This is a genomic window from Salmonella sp. A29-2 (assembly GCF_020150755.1).
In the GTDB taxonomy this organism is placed as follows: Bacteria; Pseudomonadota; Gammaproteobacteria; order Enterobacterales; family Enterobacteriaceae; genus Salmonella; species Salmonella enterica.
Genome location: NZ_CP083731.1, coordinates 2,208,878 through 2,225,825 on the forward strand (window position 1 = coordinate 2,208,878; position 16,948 = coordinate 2,225,825).

Below are 16,948 nucleotides of genomic sequence, written 5' to 3' on the forward strand. Positions count from 1 at the left end.
TCGCCATTAACGCATTTTTTTCGTCTGATAACGTTTGTACCAGCGTTCAAAAGAAACGGCGGGCATAGGTTTGGCGAATAAAAAGCCCTGTCGTTCATTGACGCCGTTTTTTGTCAGGAAGGCATCTTCTTTAGCATTTTCTACACCTTCGGCAATCACTTGTAAATTTAGCGCCTGAGCCACCGCGACAATCGCCCTAACCAGAGATTGCGACAGCGGTTGCTTATGGATATCTCTGACGAAAGCCTGATCCAGTTTAACGGCATCAATAGGGAACCGGGCGAGTTGAGAAAGCGAAGAATACCCTGTGCCAAAATCATCCAGATGAATCTGGGCGCCGAGCTGACTAAATTGCTGGATAACCGATAGCGCCAGCGTGTCGTTTTCGATCAGGCAGCTTTCCGTTAGCTCGACATCGATCGGGCAATACTCAAAATTCAGATCGTACAAAGCCTGTTTAAGCGCAGTAAAAAGCGTCTGGTCGGCCAGTTGTCGCGCCGAAAAGTTAACGGCTACGCGCAAGTTAATCCCCTTATCGCGCCATTTCGCAATCTGGCGAACTACATCCAGAATCACCCAGCGGCCCAGCGGGACGATGAGTCCTGACTCTTCGGCGTATGAGATGAACTCCAGCGGCGGAATTAATCCGCGTTCCGGCGATTGCCAGCGTACCAGCGCTTCCAGGCTACGTACTTCGCCGCGCCAGGTAATTTTGGGCTGATAGTGAATAAGTAACTGGTCGTTTTCCAGCGCTTTTCGCAGGTTTGTATCCAGCCAGTGATAGTCAAATACGCGCTGATTCATTTCCGGCGAAAAAACGCAGAACTGACCGCGGCCGCCTTCTTTGGCGTTATACATTGCGGTGTCGGCAGTGCGAATGAGACTTTCGCTGTCCTGTCCGTGCCGGGGGGCCAACGAAATGCCAATGGCGCATCCCGTGTAAACTTCAATGAGTCCAATGCGAAACGGTTGCCGCAGCCGGGTAAGGATTCGTGAGGCTACTGCTTCCAGCGCGGCCTGAGACGTATGGGCAGCGAGGACAATGAATTCATCTCCCCCCAGTCTGGCCAGCAATTGATCTTCCTCCAGACAACTCAACAGCGCCAGCGAAACGGCCTGTAAGAGCTGATCGCCAAACATATGCCCATAGGCGTCATTAATTTTCTTGAAGTTATCCAGATCGAGATAAACGATACCCACCTGCGACTCGCCAGCCGAGGCAATAGCATGATTAATAAATTCATGGATAGCATTGCGATTGGGCAGGCCGGTGACGGTGTCTGTATTCGCCAGTATGCGTAAACGCTCCTGAGCCCGCCTCTCTTCGGTGATATCCGTGCCTGCGCAGATCAGGAAAATTTCGTTTTTTCCGCTACCGTTATGGACAAATTTATTACGAAATAAGAACAGGCGTTGGCCTTTACGGGTCTTTATCCAGCGTTCGATTTCATAGGCATTGCCATTGCGAAAAAAATTCTCAATGTAGTGCCGGGAGGCAACCGCCTCCCGGCGACTCATAAATAATTTAAAGACGCTTTGACCAATTACATCTCGCTCTTTTAAGCCCGTGTACTCTTCGCATAACCGATTAAATCGACAGATTTTTCCCCGACTATCCAGTATCGCAATGACTGAGTTGGCTTCTGATACGATTTGCTCGGCAAAAGAGAGCTCCTGCGCCTGCGTTGGCGAGACGGCAGGCGTATCAGGCCAGGTTGCCAGGCTGCCAGCCCATTCACGGTTATTAATCTTACGGCCTACCAGGTGCACAGCGGTAACCTGTTTTTCTATCAACAACGTTATCAGCAGACTGGACGTAATCGCCGTTATTTCCCGGATACGCCCGGCTTGTTCCGGCGATAGCTCAACCGTTTTTTCTGCATCCGTTTCACCTGTCGGGGAGAGATACAGCACGTTGCGGTCATCAGCCAGACGCCAGTGAGAGTGAAGGGGATTTAGCGCCGTTTGTTCCTGAATCTGTTTCATCATGCGTACCATCCCATTTAAGCGCCAGGTGCCCGAAAAGAAAGGTTAGCCATGTTATAAATAAGGGTAATTATGGCTGAACGTATTGTTTTATCTATGTATTCATATGTAATCCAGATTCTGGAAAAAGCATAGTCGCCAGCTAAAAATAACAAGAAATGGGGCGCTTGAATAAGATTAAACTTAGAGCATGACGGAAGGGAGAAGAAGAAAAGAAACGGCCTTTGCCTTCTCAGCAAAGGCCGTTGAGCGAGCTAAGCGTGGTTACGCTGCCGGTCGGGCAATAATGCTGCGGGTTTCCATGCGAACTTCCGCAATAGTGATATCAATGACATCCGTCACTTTATAAACCGTCTCACCTTTAATCTGTACCGTACCGTTTTCCTGGCTGCATACCAGTTCATCGCGAACGGCGTGCAGGAACGGAGCTGGGATAAAGGCGATAGCGCCGTTATCGACCAGTCGCACACGCATACCTCCGCGGCTGACGTCAATAATTTCTGCCGCGAAACGGGTACTTGTCCCCGCCTTATCGTTAAGGAAGCGTGCATATAACCAGTCGCCGACATCGCGCTCCGCCATGCGGTTCAGGCGACGGCGTTCCGCCATTTGCTGGGTGATATCTTCCTGCGGACGCGCAATAGCTTCCCCCTTGATGACCGCTTTCAGCAGGCGATGGTTAATCATATCGCCATACTTACGGATGGGAGAAGTCCAGGTGGCGTAAGCCTCAAGGCCAAGACCGAAATGCGGCCCCGGCTCGGTGCTGATTTCCGCAAAAGACTGGAAGCGACGAATGCGGCTGTCAAGGAAACCGGAGGGCTGCGCATCCAGTTCGCGACGCAGTTTACAGAAGCCTTCCAGCGTCAGCACCTCTTCGGCATCGACATGCAGACCATGCGTTTTCAGCAGCGCGGCCAGCGCGTCGGCATTCGCGGGATCGAAGCCCGTATGTACGTTGTAAATACCGAAACCGAGCTTATCGCGCAGTACGCGCGCGGCGCAAAGGTTAGCGGCGATCATCGACTCTTCTACGATACGGTTAGCGATACGGCGCGGTTCCGCCACAATATCCAGTACTTCGCCTTTTTCGCCAAGCACAAAGCGGTAATCCGGGCGGTCTTTAAAGACTAACGCATGATGATGACGCCACTCACTGCGGCTTAGACAAATACGGTGCAACAGACGAATCTGCTGGGCAATGCCTTCGTTATCCGGCTGCCAGGTGCCGTTATTTTCCAGCCAGTCGGAGACATTGTCGTACGCCAGCTTGGCCTTCGATTCGATGGTGGCCGCAAAAAAGGCGATATCATCGTCAATGGTGCCGTCCGCGGCGATTATCATGCGACAGGCGAGCGCCGGACGCACTTCGTTGGCGCGCAGTGAGCACAGATCGTCAGACAGCTCACGCGGCAGCATAGGAATATTGAAGCCCGGCAGGTAGTTGGTGAAGGCGCGAATTTTCGCGGCGTTATCCAGCTTACTGCCTTCGGCAATCCAGGCGGTAGGATCGGCGATAGCCACCGTAAGCTGGAGTCTGCCGTCCGCTAATTCCTCAGCATAAAGCGCGTCATCCATATCTTCAGTGCTGGCGCTATCGATAGTGACGAAATTCAGCGCGGTAAGATCCTGGCGCTCCAGCCCTTCGTCCAGCATCTCCGTCGCTACGCCGTTCGGCGCTTCTTTTTCCAGGTTGTGGCGGGCAAGCGTAACCCACCAGGGAACAAAGTGATCGTCGGCAAAGGTGATGTACTGCGTTAAATCGGCGTAAAACGAACGGTCGCCTTTAAGCGGATGGCGGCGCATTTCGGCAACCGCCCAGTCACCTTCTTTGAACTCATGCTGAACGCCGCGCGCGGCGCGGCAGGGAATCGCGTCTTTCAGCAACGGATGATCCGGCACGATGGACAGGCGGTCATTTTTACCCTGAACTTTTCCCACAAAACGCGTCAGGAACGGTTCGATCAGTTCTTCCGGCTCGGCAGACTCACGTTCTTTTTCCGTGTGGATGACCGCGACGATACGATCGCCATGCATCACTTTTTTCATCTGCGGCGGAGGAATGAAATAGCTTTTTTGCGCGTCAACTTCAAGGAAGCCAAAGCCTTTTTCCGTGGCTTTTACGACCCCTTCAGCGCGCGGCGTCTGGGAATGCAGTTGCTGTTTAAGCTGCGCTAGCAGCGGGTTGTCCTGAAACATATTCGTCTATTTTCGTAGCCAAAAGAGCGGCTGACAGTTTTACGCGATTCTGCCTGGCGCAGCAAGCGCTCTTTCTGTAATGGATGAGTTAATAGGTTTCGCCCAACGCGATTTTTAAACGATTTAACCATCCGCACACGCCGCACCAGCCTAACATATTAATGGCCTGCTCCGATGAAACTCCCCTGGTGAGTAGCGGGAAAAAATGCGCGGCGCTAAAGCGATCGGGCGCTCTGGTGAGCCATTGTATCGCCTGTGTCAGCGCAGGCTCAAGCTCCCAACGAGCGATATCGTCGTCTTCCTGGCGTAACGTGATAACAGCGCGGCGCCACGCGCCAGGTTGGGTTGCCTGTTCGTTAAAGCAGGCGGCGCTGCCGTTGATACGTGATGTGAGGAGCGTGATAAGTGGAAGTAAAGAAGGGGGCGACGAGGTGTGTAATGTGCTGGTCAGTATGCGTTCGAGTAACGCGAATGAAGACGGATCGCGGATGAGTACCGGCGCCATCATTTGGCATTGTGAAGACGAATATTGCCGCCGAACTTTGGTATGGGCGGGAGGATATTCTACCAGACTGGCGGCGGGCCGCCATATCGTCTGGGGGTTTTGAAACCGCGCGGCCCTGGCAAAGCGCTGCATCTCCTGGCCGGGCAGTTCGCGCACGGGCAGACGGCAAAACGCCTGAAATATCGTCGCTACCCGCGCCTGAAAACCGATAAACCCAATGATCTGATTGATGAGTACGGTATCCCGGGCGGTTAATCCCACCTCTGCAAGCTGTTCGCGGGCCCGCGTATTGATAACGGAGGGGGAGCCGGCAAGCTGACGAGCGTATTGCGTAATTTGCGCCAGCCGTTGATTGCTCTCTCTTGAGGCGTCAGGGCCAGGTAGCGGCGCCAGACGCGCGGCATAATGGCGGCACAAACGCTGAACCCCAAATACCTGAGCGGCGGTCAGCGCGGTGCACATACGTTCATAGGTGCTAAACGTATGAAGCCGGTCGTTGAGAACCGTGCGGGGAAATAAGACATCCGCCAACTGGCGAGCGGGCTTTAACCATGACTCAAAAGGCGTCAACGCGGTTTCTGATACCGTTAAATCCAGTAAAAAACGATCGTTAACATACGCGGCTTCCGGCATCAGCGAAAGCGGGGTTTGTGACGACATAGTGGATTGTGTTTCATGATACCAGTGGCTTTTACCCGCTTTTCGGCATTGTTCCATAGGGTTTCCCGAGGATGAAATGGCGATCGATAATGATTCGGCGTCGGATCGTTTATGCTGGATTATCCTGGCGTATGCGGGAAAGGGATGAAAGATTGTTAGGTGATAACAAATATCAGAACGCTATATAACGAGATGAGCGGTGAGTGAGGGGAATGGGGCAGCACAGCCGTGCCGCCCGCTAATAAACTTAATGCGCTTACTTCAGTTCCAGTTCATTCATTGCCGCAATGCTGAACCCGCCGTCAACATGAACGACTTCGCCAGAAATGCCTGCCGAGAGATCGGAGCACAGAAACGCCGCTGAGTTACCCACATCTTCAATAGTCACGGTGCGACGAATTGGCGTAACGGCCTCACAATGCGCCAGCATTTTACGGAAGTCTTTAATACCGGACGCCGCCAGCGTGCGGATTGGACCCGCAGAGATGGCGTTGACGCGAACCCCTTCCGGTCCCATAGCGTTTGCCATATAACGCACGTTGGCTTCCAGAGAGGCTTTCGCCAGACCCATGACATTGTAGTTCGGGATGGCGCGCTCCGCTCCCAGATAAGACAAGGTCAACAGCGCAGAACCCGGATTCAGCATGGTGCGGCAGGCTTTCGCCATGGCAACAAAGCTGTAAGAGCTAATATCGTGAGCGATTTTAAAGCCTTCGCGGGTAACCGCATTAACATAATCGCCGTCCAGCTGATCGCCAGGCGCGAAACCGATCGAGTGTACAAAACCGTCAAATTTCGGCCAAACGTTACCCAGCTCTGCAAACATAGCGTCAATGCTGGCATCTTCAGCGACATCACACGGTAAAACGATGCTGGAACCCAGCTGGGCAGCAAATTCTTCTACGCGGCCTTTCAGTTTGTCGTTCTGGTAGGTGAACGCCAGTTCAGCTCCTTCGCGGTGCATCGCCTGTGCGATACCATAGGCGATGGACAGTTTACTGGCCACGCCAGTGACCAGAATGCGCTTACCGGAAAGAAAACCCATAGCTTTAATCCTTATAGTCATTGCTTATTTTTTGCTTTTACGAACAATGGTTAACAGCAACTTTTCAACATTATTCGAAATTAGTCTGAAATTATATCCCACTCCTGGCCCCGTGTGTCACGCTATTTTTCCGCCGCTCTCTCCGGCAGGTGACGTTCTAAAACCACACGGTAACAAAGTCCCTGAGGATTTTGAGCACTCCCCAGGGCCAAACTGGCAAATCAAAGAGTCTAATGGGACAGGCCCTACGGTGCAGTATACCAGCTGGTGTAAGGTTCGCCTCATCCAACCAGAGACACCGGGACGGATAGCAAGTACGATAGCGATGCGCCTTCCACCAGACAAATAAAGGTTCTGTAGGAAGCCTGAATATTCATCCGAATGGTTTACCTCACCTATTAGCGATGTTATATACCCTTCATACTTCAAGTTGCTTATGTGTTGGCTACGCTCGCTCACCCCAGTCACATAGTTATCTATGCTCCTGGGGACTCACTCCCTTGCCGCCTTTAAGCAACTCGAATTATTTTGGGTATAGACATGTAATTTTAACCAGCAAATGCTTAACAAAAATAATTTCTTTTTTAGGTGCTGAAGGTTTTCTCTATTTATTGATGCAGAGTAATACTGAATATGAAAAATTTTGGAAATCAGGTGATTACAGTAGTTACAAATCAGGTTTTTATATGTTTGCATGTATATTATAATAAATTTTCAGAGGATGAGACATATGCCGTTTACATTTCAGATCGGAAATCATAGTTGCCAGATATCAGAAAGGTATTTAAGAGATATCATCGATAATAAAAGAGAGCATGTTTTTTCAACGTGTGAGAAATTTATAGATTTTTTCAGGAATATATTCACCAAGCGAAGTTTAATTTCTGACTATAGAGAAATATATAATCTACTGTGCCAAAAAAACGAGCATCCCGATATTAAAGGGCCTTTCTCTCCAGGACCATTTTCGAAGCGAGATGAAGACTGTACACGATGGCGCCCCCTTCTTGGATATATTAAACTTATTGATGCCTCCAGGCCTGAAACAAGAGATAAATACACTGTAGAAGTATTAGCGTATCAAGAAAATATGTTACTACTACAGATGTTTTACGATGGAGTATTAGTGACCGAGACGGAGTGTTCTGAGCGTTGCGTCGATTTTTTAAAAGAAACGATGTTTAATTATAATTCCGGGGAAATTACGCTTACCGCTTTGGATAATGATAACCAGCCGCCGAGCGAAGCAGGTAGTAATGGAATCTATGAGGCTTTTGAGCAACGTTTGATAGACTTCCTGACCACGCCCGCTACGGCGTCTGGTGATGAGAGCGGCGCTATTGATCAGACGGATACATCACAACCAGCGGCAATAGAGGCGTTTATTAACTCGTCGGAGTTTAAGAAAAATATTCGCATGCGTGATATTGAAAAAAATAAAATAGGTAGCGGAAGTTATGGGACAGTCTATCTGTTAAATGATGAGTTTGTTGTTAAGATTCCAATTAATGAGCGGGGGATAAAAGTGGATGTTAACTCTCCGGAACATCGTAATTGTCATCCTGATCGTGTCAGTAAGTATTTGAACATGGCTAATGGCGACAAGGATTTTTCTCGTTCGGCCATCATGAATATTAATGGTAAAGACGTTACGGTTTTAGTTTCAAAATATATTCAAGGTCGGGAGTTAGATGTTGAAGATGAAGATAACTATCGAATGGCGGAGGCGCTTCTTAAATCCCGGGGGGTTTATATGCATGATATAAATATCTTAGGTAATATTCTGATTAAAGAAGGGGTTCTTTTCTTTGTGGATGGCGATCAAATGGTACTGTCACAAGAATCCCGGCAACAGCGAAGCGTTTCTCTTGCAACAAGGCAACTGGAAGAGCAAATTAAGGCCCATCACCTGATAAAATTAAAGCGGGCCGAGACCGAAGGAAATACTGAAGATGTTGAATATTATAAGTTACTTATTGCGGATCTTGATGCGTTAATCGGAGAGGAAGAACAGACACCTGCGCCAGGAAGACGTTTTAAACTAGCCGCGCCTGAGGAAGGGACTCTTGTGGCTAAAGTATTAAAGAATGAATTAAAAAAATAGCATTTAGTTCAGTTCTTTTCTGCGAATCGCCGGGGGCTCATTCGCTACAGATTTGCCGATCAATTATTGAGAGTTGCTATTCGCTTAAAGGTCGTTCGGGGGATCTGGACAGCCTGTAGAGGAGATGCAACTCGCCATTAGGGTTGGCGATGCCGCGCTGCCATAGTGGGTGAAATGCCACGCGATGGTGCAACACCATTAACTCGCCTTGATTTTTCCCCTCTGCCTGACAAGAAAAACATGGCTTTACGGATGGTCTAATGCCGTCATATTAGCGTTGTTCGGCTTAGTATGTAAATTTCCTTATAGCAATAGAAGAACATTCTCAAAACATAAAATTAGCAAGTTATCATGAAGTTAACATATATTGTTTTTTTCGATCATTTTTTATATATTGATCGTTTTTATTGATTGATTTGCGTTAAAAGCGCATTATCAGGGAGTTAAGATCAAGTGGAGTGGTCACATGCGCTATTTTTTTATGGCAGAGCCGATAAGGGCAATGGAGGGGGATTTACTGGGTGTCGAAATCACTACCCATTTTGCATCGTCGCCAGCTCGTCCGCTACACCCTGAGTTTGTTATCTCGTCATGGGACAATTCGCAGAAGCGCCGTTTTCTGCTTGATCTGTTGCGGACAATCGCGGCCAAACATGGCTGGTTTCTACGCCACGGCCTGTTCTGTATCGTAAATATCGATCGGGGTATGGCGCAGCTTGTCCTTCAGGACAAAGATATTCGCGCGTTACTACACGCCATGCTATTTGTGGAGCTGCAGGTCGCTGAACATTTTTCATGTCAAGATAACGCCTTAATCGATCCTTTAATACACGCGCTTCATAAGCAACCTAATCCATTATGGCTGGGCGACCTGGGCGTAGGGAACGCAACCGCTGCGCCATTAGTTTGCGGGTGTTTTAGCGGCGTAAAACTTGATCGCAGCTTTTTTATCTCACAAATTGAAAAAATGACGTTTCCGCTGCTCGTCAAACATATCCGGCGTTATTGTGACAAGATCGTGGTGGGTGGCCAGGAAAACACACGCTATTTGCCGGCGTTAAAAACGGCAGGCATTTGGGCAACCCAGGGCACGTTATTTCCTTCCGTTGCGTTAGAAGAGGTTGAAACATTGCTGTTGGGCAGTCGCATGAACACCCTCAGAGAATCGAACTGAGGGTATTTGTGTCGCTTAGCGATCCTTTCGCCATGCGTCAGCGGTCAGCGCCTCGCCAAAATGGCCTGCGATTAAACGGCGGGTAAGCTCATGTAGCGGAGAGGCGAGCACATCGGCGGTGCTGCCGCGTTCAACCACTTCCCCCTGATGCATCACTAATACCTGATCGCTAATATGCTTCATCATGCCGATATGCTGCGTGACATAGATATAGGAGATGCCTTGTTTTTCCTGCAATTCAAGCATCAGATTGATGAGCTGCGAGCGCATGGACATATCAAGCGAAGCCAGCGCTTCGTCCGCGATAATGACTTTAGGGCGTAAAATCAGCGCGCGGGCCAGGCCCAGACGCTGTTTCTGCCCCGGCGCCAGCATATGCGGGTAGTAGCTCACGTGATCGGGCAATAGACCCACCATACGCATCGTCTCGACAATCTGTTTGCGCCGCTGTTCCGGCTCCAGATCGGTATTAAGGCGCAGGGGGAAGTCAAGGATCTGCGAAATACGTTGACGTGGATTCAGTGACGTTGAGGGGTCCTGAAAAATCATTCGAATACGTTGGCTTCGAAACGAATAGTCGCCGTAATGCAGGGGATGATCGTCAATGAGAAGCTCGCCGCTGGTGGGTTCAATCATGCCGGCCAGCATCTTTGCCAGCGTGGATTTGCCGGAACCGTTTTCGCCGATAATGGCCAGAGTCTGACGCTCACGAAGCGTAAAGCTTAATGGTTTCACGGCGTCGACGGTCTGGCGGCGAAACCATCCTGTCCGGTAGCGAAAGGTTTTACTCAGGTTGCGCACTTCAAGCAGAGTTTCCACCATATCACTCTCTCTCCATATTCAGCGGAAAATGACAGGCATAGAGATGATTTTTCGCGCCGGTTAAGCGTGGCGTGATAATGCATTCTCGTTGCGCATAAGGGCAGCGCGGCCCCAGACGACAACCTATCGGTAACTGCTCCAGTAGCGGGATCGCGCCCGGCAGCGTATTGAGACGGCTTTTATGCGGCATCGCGCTGCCAAAATCCGGAATCGCACGGATAAGCGCCTGCGTATAAGGATGATGTGGCGTCGTCACCAGATCTTTACTTGGCGCGGTTTCTACCGTCTGGCCGCAGTATAAAACGTTGATTTTGTCAGCCCACTGACTCAACATTTGCAGGTCGTGGCTAATCAACAGAATGGTGGTATTACTGTTTTGATTCAGTCGGGTCAACAGGCGAAAAATTTGCGCCTGCGTCGTCGGTTCCATTGAGTTGGTGGGTTCATCAGCGATCAGGAGTCGCGGTTGATTCGCCAGCGCGATAGCGATCATGACTTTCTGACACTCGCCATCGGTCAGTTCATAGGGAAAACTGCGCATCGCGTCTTTATGATCTTTAATTCCCACCCGGTGCAGTAATTCAATTGCACGCCGTTTACGCCAGCCAAAACGCTGCCACCAGCGGCCTTTATAGGTCCAGGCGGGAATATTTTGCATTAACTGGCGGCCGACGCGTTCGGAAGGATCAAGGCACGACTGCGGCTCCTGGAAGATCATCGACACATTATGCCCGACCAGCTTACGCCGTTCACGAGAGGAGAGGCGCAGCAGATCGATATCATCAAAACGCATACGGTCGGCAGTGACTCGCCAGTTGTCTTTCGCGACGCCGCAAATAGCTTTAGCAATCAAGCTCTTTCCGGAACCCGATTCACCTACCAGGCCGCGAATTTCGCCTTCGCTTAATGTCATACTGACGCGATCGACCGCTTTTACCCAACCTTCGCTGGTTTTAAATTCAATGGTGAGATTGCGGATATCCAGTAACGGCATTATTCCACCCCCGCAATAATCGCACGACGAATCCCATCTCCGAGCAGGTTTACCAGTAAAACACTGAGCGTTATCGCCGCGCCGGGTAGCATAACGGTCCACGGCGCGACATAGATTAACTCCAGCGCATCCCCCAACATGGCGCCCCATTCAGGAGAGGGAAGCTGCGCGCCGAGATCTAAAAATCCCAGCGCGGCGATGTCCAGAATCGCCATCGACAGCGCCCGGGTAATTTCGGTGACCAGACCGGCGGTAATATTCGGTAAAATGGCGAACCACAGAATATTCAGCGTTGTCGCGCCATCCAGACGGGCGGCAATGACGTACTCTTTTTCCAGTTCATCATGCACCATGCTGTAGACGGAACGTACCATTCGCGGCAACAGGGCCAGCCAGACGGCAAACATCGCGTGTGACAGATGTGGGCCGGCAAATGCCACGACGATAATCGCCAGCAAGAGCGAAGGGATGGAAAGCAGCGTGTCCAGAATATGGTTCAGTACGGCAGAGCGTAAACCGTGAGTCGCGCCTGCCACTACGCCGAGGACTAATCCACATAGCGTAGCCGCCAGCGTTACGATAAACGCGCCGCCGACCGTGGGCGCCGCGCCGCTTAACAGGCGGCTCAGCACATCGCGCCCCAGATCGTCAGTCCCCAGAAAAAAGGAGACTTCGCCATAGCGTGACCAGGAGGGCGGCAGTAGCTGATAGCCCAGAAATTGCTGATCGATACCATAGGGCGCGATCCAGCCGCCAAAAATACACAGCAACGCCAGACCGGCGCATCCATACAGGCCCACCATCGCAGGCGCGTCGCTATAAAATTTACGCCAGGCAGTGCGCAGGGTGCCTGGCGGGCGCTTTTCGCTGTATACGCTATCGTAAGGCATACCATTCCTTATTTTTCAGAGGGTTAGCCATAGCACCCAAAATATCGGAAATCACATTGACCACAATAACCAGCGACCCAATGACCATCACGCCAGCGGAAATAGCGGCATAGTCCTGCTGACGAATGGCGTGAATTAACCATCGTCCCAGCCCTGGCCAGCTGAAAACCATTTCGGTAATCATCGCCAGCGTTAACATGGTTGAAAATTGCAGACCAAGACGGGGAATGACCGGCGGCAGCGCATTATGCAACACGTGACGGCGTAAAATCGTAAAGCGCGACAAGCCGCGCGTGGCCGCCGCTTTAACGTAGTTCTGATCGTAGACCTCAATAGTGCTGATTCGCATCAGGCGGATCACTTCTGTGGTCGGCGCGACGGAAAGCGTGAGCACCGGTAAAACCATATGCCGTATGGCGCTCATTACCATTTCATCACGCCACGGCGAATCTGAAATCCAGGCGTCAATGATGGCGAAACCGGTAACCGGTTTAACTTCATAAAGCAGGTCAAATCGCCCGGATACCGGCAGCCACCCCAGCGTGAGCGAAAAGAACAGTGTGAGCAGAAGCGCCAGCCAGAAAACCGGAATTGAGAAACCTAATAGCGCCAGCGCGCTGATAAAACGATCCGGCCATTTGCTACGCGTCACGCCAGCCAGCATCCCGACCGGGATGCCGACCATCAGCGCGAAACCAAAGGCGAGAATGCACAGCTCCATCGTGGCGGGAAACACCTCTTTAAGCTGTTCGGAAATCAGTTGGCCGTTAATGCTGGACACGCCAAAGTCCCAGTGCAGCAGACCGTTGAACCAGAAAACCCAGGCATTCCATAATGATGCGCCTTGTAGCGGCGCGTGCGGCGTAAAATAGCTCAGGCTAAAGCCGATAAAGGTCAGGAAGAAGAGCGTCACCAGCAACAGCAATAACCGACGCAGGGTGAAGATAATCATGGTTTTTTCACCTCTTCGTGTTTTTCGCGGGAGACGCCGGCAAAAGACGCATTGCCGAACGGGCTTAACACCAGCCCTTTAATATCGTAGCGGTAAGCCTGCAGGCGTAGTGATGATGCCAGCGGCAGTATCGGCAGCTCTTTCTCCAGGATATTCTGCGCTTCCTCATACGCTTCTATGCGCGAAGCCAACTGCTGCGACGACAGTGCCTTACGCAGCACGCTGTCAAATTCAGGGTTACACCAGTGGGCGAAATTGGTTTGCGAATTGATGGCCGCACAGCTTAACAGCGGTCTGAAAAAGCTATCCGGATCGTTGCTGTCCGTGGCCCAGCCGGATAAGGTCAGATCGTGATTCATATCCATCAGGCGCGCCTCCTGAAAACGACCTTCAACCGGCACAATGACCACTTTTACGCCAACCTGCGCCATATCCGCCTGAATAAGCTCCGCCGTTTTTAGCGGACTTGGGTTCCAGGCCTGAGAACTGGTCGGCACCCAGAGATGCAGCGTAAGATTCTCAATGCCCAGCGCTTTTAGCTGTTCGCGCGATTTTTCCGGATTGTACTCCGTAATTTTGGCATCGTTATCGTAAGCCCATGAGGCTCTCGGTAAAATGGAGGCTGCGGTTTCCGCCGTGCCGTAATAAATCGACTGCATCAGACGCTGGTTGTTGATCGATAAGGCCAGCGCATGGCGCACTGCGGGATTATTCAACGGCGGCTTATCGGTGTTAAAGGCCAGATAGGCGATATTCATCCCCGGGCGCAACGTCAGACGCAAACGCGGATCGTCGCGTAAAATAGTTAGCTGGCTGGCGGCGGGCCAGGCCAGAACATCGCATTCACCGGTCAGTAATTTCGATAAACGCCCGGTACCGCCGGAGCCTAAATCTACCACCACTTGCGGCATCAGCGGTTTGCCGCGCCAAAACCCATCGTGGCGCTGGAGACGAATAAACTGCCCGGCACGGTACTCCGAAAGCTGGAAAGGCCCGGTGCCGACCGGTTGGCGGTCTAGCAGTTCCTGACGATCTTTTCGGCTAAGCTGCGCGGCGTACTCAGCGGACATGACGGAAGCGTAGTGTGTAGCCAGATGCCATAAAAAGGAGGCGTCTGGCTGCGTCAGGCGAAACTCAACGGTGTTATTGTCCAGCTTACGCACACTTTTTACATTGTCGGCGAACTGTAGGCTATCAAAGTAGGGGAAGCTACTGCCGTTGATGTTATGCCACGGATGTCGACGATCGAAAATCCGCTGAAAGGTAAAGACGACATCATCAGCATTGAGTTTTCGGGTCGGCGTAAACCAGGCGGTTTTTTGAAAGGAAACATCGCGGCGCAGGTGAAAACGGTACGTTGCCCCGTTATCCAGCACTTCCCAGCTTTCTGCCAGCTCTGGGACTAAACGATAAGTATAGGGATCGACATCCAACAGGCGATCATATAACTGGGCGGCCAGGGTATCGACGATGAGGCCGCTGCTCGCTTTTTGCGGATTAAAGGTGTTGACCTGCCCGCTGACACAATACACAAAGCCGCTATCGCGAATATCTGCACTCGCAGTTTGTTCGGGCGTAGTCGCAGCCGTAGCCTGACTACTCAGTAGACCCGCTATCACGATCAGAGACGATAAAACCAGGCGCATAATAGTTAAGTTTTTGAAGTTCAATTTGCAAAGTGTATCGCACTTCGGCCCGCCACGTAAAAATGTCGGTGGATAACTGGCGTAAATGTCGTCAATTAGCCGGAGAAATAGCTAAAGCTGATGCTTTTTAAGCAAGGCGCGAAACTGGTGGTAGGTGAGCGCCAGCAAATCGGCGGCTCGTTTCTGGTTAAATTTCGCCTGCTGTAAGCTACGTTGCAGCAGCGCTTTTTCCTGTTGCAGTTGAAACTCCCGCAAGTTGAGCGGCAGGTCAGGCGTGGCGGATGCCGATGGCAGGGCGGGCGTGGGCGGTTCGGCGGGATGGCGTTGAAAAGGATCGATAACAATTTCATCCAAAGGATGTTCACTGCTGCCGTGGCGATACACTGAACGTTCGACTACGTTTTTCAGCTCGCGGACATTACCCGGCCAGGCGTAATGCAACAACGTTTCTTTTGCCCGATCGGTAAAACCGGGAAATAAGGGCAGACGTAGCTCACGACACATCTGAATAGCAAAATGCTCGGCCATCAGCATGATATCGCTCTGGCGTTCGCGCAGCGGCGGCAGTTGTACAACATCAAAAGCCAGCCTGTCGAGCAGATCGGCACGAAATGTCCCTTCCTTCACCATGGCGGGTAAATCGGCATTAGTGGCGCATACTAATCGCACATTAACCTGTAACGGTTGGCTGCCGCCGACGCGCTCTAGCTCGCCATATTCAATCACCCGCAGCAGCTTTTCCTGTACCAGCATCGGCGCTGTCGCCAGTTCATCCAAAAACAGCGTGCCGCCATCGGCGCGTTCAAAGCGACCGGGATGACGTTTTTGCGCCCCGGTAAAAGCGCCCGCTTCATGGCCAAATAGTTCGGAGTCCAGCAGGTTTTCGTTAAGCGCCGCGCAGTTAAGCGAGATAAGTGGCCCCTGCCAGCGTGAAGAGAGATAGTGCAGGCGATTGGCGATAAGTTCTTTACCCGTCCCGCGTTCGCCAATAATCAGCACTGGCTTATCCAGCGGCGCGAGCCGGGAGACTTGTTCCAGTACTTCAAGAAAACGGTTTGCCTCGCCGAGCAGGTTATCTTTAAATTCAGCCATGATGAAAATCGCCACTTGTTAGTGTTTTTCACCACTTTATCCTTTTTTGCTGGCGAGGTAAAACGAAATAATTCCTTTACTATCAGCGATATGAAAAGTTGGCACGCAAATTGTATTAATCATGTAGCAGGGCATCGCCCGTTATCAGAACATTATGTGAGGATTGAATTATGGGTATTTTTTCTCGTTTTGCCGACATCGTGAACGCCAATATCAATGCGTTGTTGGAAAAAGCGGAGGATCCGCAGAAGCTGGTGCGCCTGATGATTCAGGAGATGGAAGATACGCTGGTGGAGGTTCGCTCGAACTCCGCGCGTGCTTTAGCGGAAAAGAAACAGTTATCCCGTCGTATTGAACAGGCTACGGCTCAGCAGATCGAGTGGCAGGAAAAAGCGGAACTGGCTCTGCGCAAAGATAAAGACGATCTGGCGCGCGCCGCATTGATTGAAAAACAAAAGCTGACCGATTTAATTGCTACGCTTGAACAGGAAGTCACGCTGGTGGATGACACGCTGGCGCGCATGAAGAAAGAGATTGGCGAGCTGGAAAACAAACTCAGCGAAACGCGCGCTCGCCAGCAGGCGCTGATGCTGCGTCATCAGGCGGCGAGTTCTTCCCGCGATGTCCGTCGTCAGCTTGACAGCGGCAAACTGGATGAAGCCATGGCGCGGTTTGAATCCTTTGAACGTCGTATCGATCAAATGGAAGCGGAAGCGGAAAGCCATCGTTTTGGTAAGCAGCAATCGCTGGACCAACAGTTTGCCAACCTGAAAGCCGATGATGAAATCAGCGAGCAGTTGGCGCAGTTGAAAGCCAAAATGAAGCAAGATAATCAATAATGACAATGGCGGCGCCGGTACGCGCCGTCGCTCATCAGCT

14 protein-coding genes and 1 pseudogene are annotated in these 16,948 nt (G+C 51.2%); 3 read left to right on the forward strand and 12 right to left on the reverse strand.

Annotation, left to right across the window (positions count from 1 at the left end; all coding sequences use genetic code 11):
- Window positions 1-6: 6 nt before the first annotated feature.
- From pdeR to K8W53_RS10840, 6 genes and pseudogenes are all read right to left on the reverse strand, one after another.
- The gene (pdeR, locus tag K8W53_RS10815) at window positions 7-1,989 is read right to left on the reverse strand and encodes a cyclic di-GMP phosphodiesterase (RefSeq protein ID WP_001623919.1); all 1,983 of its coding nucleotides are present in this window, start codon (window positions 1,987-1,989) and stop codon (window positions 7-9) included.
- A gap of 261 nt (window positions 1,990-2,250) precedes the next feature.
- The gene (locus K8W53_RS10820) at window positions 2,251-4,185 is read right to left on the reverse strand and encodes an exoribonuclease II (RefSeq protein WP_052939394.1); all 1,935 of its coding nucleotides are present in this window, start codon (window positions 4,183-4,185) and stop codon (window positions 2,251-2,253) included.
- Window positions 4,186-4,429: 244 nt separating this feature from the next.
- A pseudogene (locus K8W53_RS10825) lies at window positions 4,430-5,407 on the reverse strand (CMD domain-containing protein); the annotation flags it as partial.
- Between the two features lie 199 nt (window positions 5,408-5,606).
- The gene (gene fabI, locus K8W53_RS10830; RefSeq protein ID WP_000506501.1) at window positions 5,607-6,395 is read right to left on the reverse strand and encodes an enoyl-ACP reductase FabI; all 789 of its coding nucleotides are present in this window, start codon (window positions 6,393-6,395) and stop codon (window positions 5,607-5,609) included.
- Between the two features lie 117 nt (window positions 6,396-6,512).
- Window positions 6,513-6,806, reverse strand: coding sequence for a hypothetical protein (locus tag K8W53_RS10835; RefSeq protein WP_044135565.1), 294 nt, complete (start codon window positions 6,804-6,806; stop codon window positions 6,513-6,515).
- 81 nt (window positions 6,807-6,887) lie between these two features.
- A complete protein-coding gene (locus K8W53_RS10840) occupies window positions 6,888-7,091 on the reverse strand; it encodes a hypothetical protein (protein ID WP_052938175.1) in 204 nt (67 codons plus the stop codon).
- Between the two features lie 34 nt (window positions 7,092-7,125).
- Here K8W53_RS10840 and steC point away from each other — a divergent pair, with 34 nt between their 5' ends.
- Together steC and K8W53_RS10850 are read left to right on the forward strand one after the other, a co-directional pair.
- Window positions 7,126-8,499 carry an SPI-2 type III secretion system effector kinase SteC gene (gene steC / locus K8W53_RS10845; protein ID WP_023225066.1) on the forward strand — a complete coding sequence of 458 codons (1,374 nt, stop codon included), beginning with the start codon at window positions 7,126-7,128 and terminating at the stop codon, window positions 8,497-8,499.
- Window positions 8,500-8,965: 466 nt separating this feature from the next.
- A complete protein-coding gene (locus K8W53_RS10850; RefSeq protein WP_023138307.1) occupies window positions 8,966-9,673 on the forward strand; it encodes an EAL domain-containing protein in 708 nt (235 codons plus the stop codon).
- 15 nt (window positions 9,674-9,688) lie between these two features.
- On the opposite strand, the gene sapF is transcribed toward K8W53_RS10850, so the two are convergent.
- The 6 genes from sapF to pspF form a co-directional block, all read right to left on the reverse strand.
- The gene (sapF, locus tag K8W53_RS10855; RefSeq protein ID WP_000230462.1) at window positions 9,689-10,495 is read right to left on the reverse strand and encodes a peptide ABC transporter ATP-binding protein SapF; all 807 of its coding nucleotides are present in this window, start codon (window positions 10,493-10,495) and stop codon (window positions 9,689-9,691) included.
- A gap of 1 nt (window position 10,496) precedes the next feature.
- Window positions 10,497-11,489, reverse strand: a complete 993-nt coding sequence (sapD, locus tag K8W53_RS10860; RefSeq protein WP_001649208.1) for a peptide ABC transporter ATP-binding protein SapD — start codon at window positions 11,487-11,489, stop codon at window positions 10,497-10,499.
- Window positions 11,489-12,379 (reverse strand): peptide ABC transporter permease SapC, encoded by an 891-nt coding sequence (gene sapC, locus K8W53_RS10865; RefSeq protein ID WP_001146150.1) that lies wholly within the window; start codon window positions 12,377-12,379, stop codon window positions 11,489-11,491. Before sapC ends, sapD begins: the two co-directional genes overlap by 1 nt.
- Entirely contained in the window at window positions 12,366-13,331 is a 966-nt protein-coding gene (gene sapB / locus K8W53_RS10870; RefSeq protein WP_023225065.1) for a peptide ABC transporter permease SapB, read from the reverse strand. The genes sapC and sapB overlap by 14 nt, the downstream gene beginning before the upstream one ends.
- Window positions 13,328-14,977, reverse strand: coding sequence for a peptide ABC transporter substrate-binding protein SapA (sapA, locus tag K8W53_RS10875; protein WP_001522791.1), 1,650 nt, complete (start codon window positions 14,975-14,977; stop codon window positions 13,328-13,330). Before sapA ends, sapB begins: the two co-directional genes overlap by 4 nt.
- A 111-nt stretch (window positions 14,978-15,088) precedes the next feature.
- Window positions 15,089-16,069, reverse strand: a complete 981-nt coding sequence (gene pspF, locus K8W53_RS10880; protein WP_001747565.1) for a phage shock protein operon transcriptional activator — start codon at window positions 16,067-16,069, stop codon at window positions 15,089-15,091.
- Window positions 16,070-16,239: 170 nt separating this feature from the next.
- On the opposite strand from pspF, the gene pspA reads away from it, so the two are divergent.
- Entirely contained in the window at window positions 16,240-16,908 is a 669-nt protein-coding gene (gene pspA, locus K8W53_RS10885) for a phage shock protein PspA (protein ID WP_000510996.1), read from the forward strand.
- Window positions 16,909-16,948 lie beyond the last annotated feature (40 nt).